Below are 4,236 nucleotides of genomic sequence, written 5' to 3' on the forward strand. Positions count from 1 at the left end.
ACTGTTTTGACAAGCTCAGCAACTGTTTCGACAAGCTCAGCAACTGTTTCGACAAGCTCAGCAACTGTTTCGACAAGCTCAGCAACTGTTTCGACAAGCTCAGCAACTGTTTCGACAGGCGCTCCGGCCATTTCGACAAGCTCAATGACCGGAGAGACAAGCTCAATGGCCGAAGAGATAAGCTCAATGGCCGAAGAGATAAGCGCGGCTTCTTTATCTGATTCCACCGCCAACTTTTTTGCTGCAACCGGCCTGCAACTTCTCACCACTCCAGGCACGGCCTTGATCAGCGCGCCGTTTGCGCGCGAATATGCTCTGGCAATTCCCGACACGCTACATTTACTCATCGGCAGCGAATGGCGCAAGATCATCATCATTGGCGTCATCTCGCAGGAACTGCTGGCGCGATTAGGTTTCGACAATTTGCTGTTGATGGACATCGCCACCGCGCAGGAGTTGCTCGACCGCGTGGGCTATGTCGATCGCCTCGATCTCATCGCCGAGGAAAACCGCGTTGCCGAGCTGCGCCGCCAATTGCCGGACTATCTCCGCCTCGCCCCGCCTGCGGGCCGCACGCAGCGCGTCGGCGAGATGATGCGTTCATACCGTCTGAATCTCACTGCGCTGTCGTTTCTCGCGGTGTTTGTCGGCATGTTCCTCATCTACAACACCATGGAATTCGCGGTGCTGCATCGCCGCAAACAAATCGGCATTCTGCGCTGTTTGGGCGTGACGCCGCGGCAAGTCATTCTCAATGCCTTGTTCGAAGCGTTGTTGCTCGGCGTTATTGGCGCGCTGCTCGGTTTGGTGTTGGGCGTTTTGTTGGCGAACTATGCCACGCAAGCGGTAAGCGCGACCATTTCCGAGCTTTATGTTTTTATCAAAGTGGAGGGTGTTGCGCTGCGCTTGCCGGTGTTGCTCAAAGCCTTTGTTTTGGGAATTCTGGCAACTCTCGCCGCCAGCGCGATTCCTGCGCTCGAGGCCGCCGGCATCCCGGCAGCGGTTGCAGTGCGCCGATCCTCGCTCGAAACGCGCGCCAGCAAATTCGCGCCCTGGCTGGCGGTGATTGGAATCATTTGCCTCGCGCTCGCCTTTCTTGTCTACACGAACTCTAGCAGTTTTCTTGGCGGTTTGATTGTCGCCTTGTTCGTGGGATTGGCAGCGATTTTTTTCACGCCCATCATCACCATCGGCTTGACGGCCATAACCGCGCCGGCGGCGCAAAAGCATGCGGGACAAGCCGGCCTGCTTGCCACACGCAGCATTCGCGCGGCCTTGAGCCGCACCTCGGTCGCGATTGCCGCGCTCATGCTCGCGCTGGCCATGGTGTTGAGCATGCGTTTAATGATTTCCAGCTTTCGCATCACGATCAACGCCTGGGTAAGCCAGGCGCTGCAGGGCGATGTTTATCTCTCCCCGCTCGGCTTCGATACCGCGAAATGGAGCGCTGTCATGACACCGGCGTTTCTCGCCTTTCTCGAACAACAACCCAACGTGGCAGCCATCAGCCGCTATGGCGCGACCGAAACGAGCTATCGTGGCAAGCCGATTTATTTGGTGCAAGTAACTCCGGAAGTGTTGGTAGATCGCAGCAATTTTGCGTTCACTCGGGGAACCGGGAAAGAGCATTGGCCGAAATTGCGCGCGGGCGAAGTGATCATTTCCGAAAACTTTGCCTTGCGTTTTGGCAAAGGCGTAGGCGATACCTTGATGTTATCAGGATTCACCGGGCCGCAGAGTTTCAAAATTGCCGCGATTATTCTCGACTACTCGCTCGATCAGGGCCAGGTGATGATGTCGCACGAAACCTATGCGCATTTTTTCGGGCCGCCGCGCATCACCAACATGGCGCTGTATCTCACTCCCGGCGTCGAGGCCAATGATTATGTTGTAGCCTTGCGGCGCGCGGTGGCGGGCAAATTCGAGGTTGAAGTCAAATCGCATCGCGAGCTGCGCGCGGAAGTGTTGCGCATTTTCGATCAGAGTTTTGCGGTCACGCAGGTGATGCAAGTGTTGGCGGGAATCGTGGCGGTGATCGGCATCATCAGCGCGGTGATGTCGCTGCTGGTGGAGCGCACGCGTGAGCTGGGCATTTTGCGCGCCGTGGGCATGACGCTCGCGCAAATGCGGCGCATGATTTTTTTGGAATCCGGGTTGATGGGCGTGTTCGCGGGCTTGATCGCCCTGCCCGCCGGCACCGCGCTCGCGCTGGTGTTGATTTATGTAATCAATCTGCGCACCTTCGGCTGGACGATTCCATTCACGCTCGAAGCCGGAGCTTATGTGCAAACGTTTTTGATCGCATTTCTCGCGGCATTGATTGCTGCGATTTATCCCATGCATCGTTTGAAACAGATTCCAATTGCCGGCGCAATTCGAGAGGAATGAGCTTTTTTCCTCGTCAAGAAAAAATAGTATAAAAATTTCGCTTGCATTTTACCCCCCCCAGTTATTATCATGTTGCCACTCGCAAAAACGTGCGTTGGCGCAAACCAACTGAATGACCGGGGCAACACATGTTTTACCAGCGACAATACCCGATTGTCGCCGCCACCTTGTTCTCGTCGAAAAATTATACTTTAAATTTCAAGGCCTCTTTACGCTCTGAGTGAGTGTGAAGGGGCCTTTTTGTTTTTGAAGATTACCAATAATAACTTTTCAGTATAAACATGAAAACTTCCATTCGAATAATCGCAGCTGCTTTTACAGCAGCGATTATAACCGTGCTGGCCTGTAAGGAAAAAACGCCTGTCGGTCACGAAGAAATCACCCCTCCCGATTACAATGATGATCGTGACCCTGACTGGTCGCCAGATGGTCTCACTATTGCCTTTACCCATTCCACCGTTCCTGGCGATACTAGCGGTGGGCCGTTTGGTATTTATTTTATCAATGCCGATGGCAACAACCGGCGTTTGTTTTTGCTTGGCGCTCATTCTCCGGACTGGTCTCCAGATGGCAGCAGGCTCGCTTTCGTGCTCGGCGGGCAAATTTGCATCATCAACCGTGATAGTAGTGGCTTCAAATCGCTTGAGGTCGAAGGTTTTTTCCCGGACTGGTCACCGAACGGTTCAACAATAGCTTATGACATCGGTGAAGGCGGCCACACCTATTTTGTGAACGTAAATCGTCCAGGGCGATCACAAAAATTTCTGGATAATGCCTGGAGTGCGACCTGGTCACCGAATGGACAGTATTTGGCATTTAGCCGCACTGACAATCCACATACTCCAAGAAGCAGCATCTACACTGCAAAAGCCGATGGTACCGGCCTTCTGCAATTGGCAAAATCCTTAGTAGACATAGATTTTTACAAGTTCCCCAACTATTCATATCAGGGAGATAAGATTGCATATTCTTCATCAAAAGGCGGGATACACCTCATCGATGCCAACGGCGCGAACAAGAAAAATCTTTCTCGAAGCGGCTCGCACCCCACATGGTCACCGAATGATGCACAAATTGTTTTCGGCGCCAGTACAAGCATTCCAGGGCGTGGTCGCCTTTATATTGTCCAATCTGATGGCAGTAACTTGAAGCAATTAACTTTTTGAGCGGCGGTTGAACTATTTTGGCAAGGAGGCCAGTCATGAAGTCCCTCAGATTTTGTCTTTTCGGAATGGCGGCGCTTTTCCAAGTCATCGTATCTATCAGGGCGTCGGCTTATGCGCAATCGAGTTCTTTTGTGCCGGATGAAATCATCGTTCAATTCCAAGACGGAGTAATTGACTTTCCGGTGAACTCCGCACGCAAGTTGTTGAGCGAGACCAACATTCTGATTCCTCAAATCCGTGACTCGCTCGCAGTTAACGGTGTTCTTGAAGTTGGCCGGGTTTTTCGTCATGCCATCCCTCATGACACTCTGAAGACGATTCGTACCGGCGAGCGCATTCGAATTGCCGATGCTTCGCAAATTTACAAATTCAAAATCACCGCCGACGTTTTGAAAACTGCGCCAAGACTACAACGGCTTTCGCTTGTCGTCTTTGCAGAACCAAATTACCTCGGCAGTGAAACGATCATTCCCAATGACGATCATTTCGCGCAAGGCAACCAATGGGGCTTGCACAATACCGGCCAATTCGGCTACACGGTGAATGTGGACGTCGATGCGCCGCAAGCGTGGGACATTTCCACCGGCAGCAGTAATGTCTTGATCGGGGTGATCGATAGCGGCATTGACTATACGCATCCGGATTGGGGGGCTGATTTTGGTTCCTATCCGAACCAAAAGAT

3 protein-coding genes are annotated in these 4,236 nt (G+C 52.7%); all 3 read left to right on the forward strand.

From position 1 onward, the window contains the following. The first annotated feature begins 144 nt into the window (after positions 1-144). Positions 145-2,388, forward strand: coding sequence for an FtsX-like permease family protein (locus FBQ85_27245; protein MDL1878828.1), 2,244 nt, complete (start codon positions 145-147; stop codon positions 2,386-2,388). 281 nt (positions 2,389-2,669) lie between these two features. After that, complete coding sequence (locus tag FBQ85_27250) at positions 2,670-3,554, forward strand: hypothetical protein (protein MDL1878829.1); 885 nt, start codon at positions 2,670-2,672, stop codon at positions 3,552-3,554. Positions 3,555-3,589: 35 nt separating this feature from the next. Then, a partial coding sequence (locus FBQ85_27255; protein MDL1878830.1) for a hypothetical protein occupies positions 3,590-4,236 on the forward strand: 647 nt, incomplete at its 3' end.

This window comes from Cytophagia bacterium CHB2 (assembly GCA_030263535.1).
GTDB lineage: Bacteria > Zhuqueibacterota > Zhuqueibacteria > Zhuqueibacterales > Zhuqueibacteraceae > Coneutiohabitans.

Bases quoted from the DNA above. Each gene is read 5' to 3' on its own strand.
- FBQ85_27245 (MDL1878828.1), top strand. From the start codon at position 145: ATGACCGGAGAGACAAGCTCAATGGCCGAAGAGATAAGCTCAATGGCC.
- FBQ85_27250 (MDL1878829.1), top strand. From the start codon at position 2,670: ATGAAAACTTCCATTCGAATAATCGCAGCTGCTTTTACAGCAGCGATT.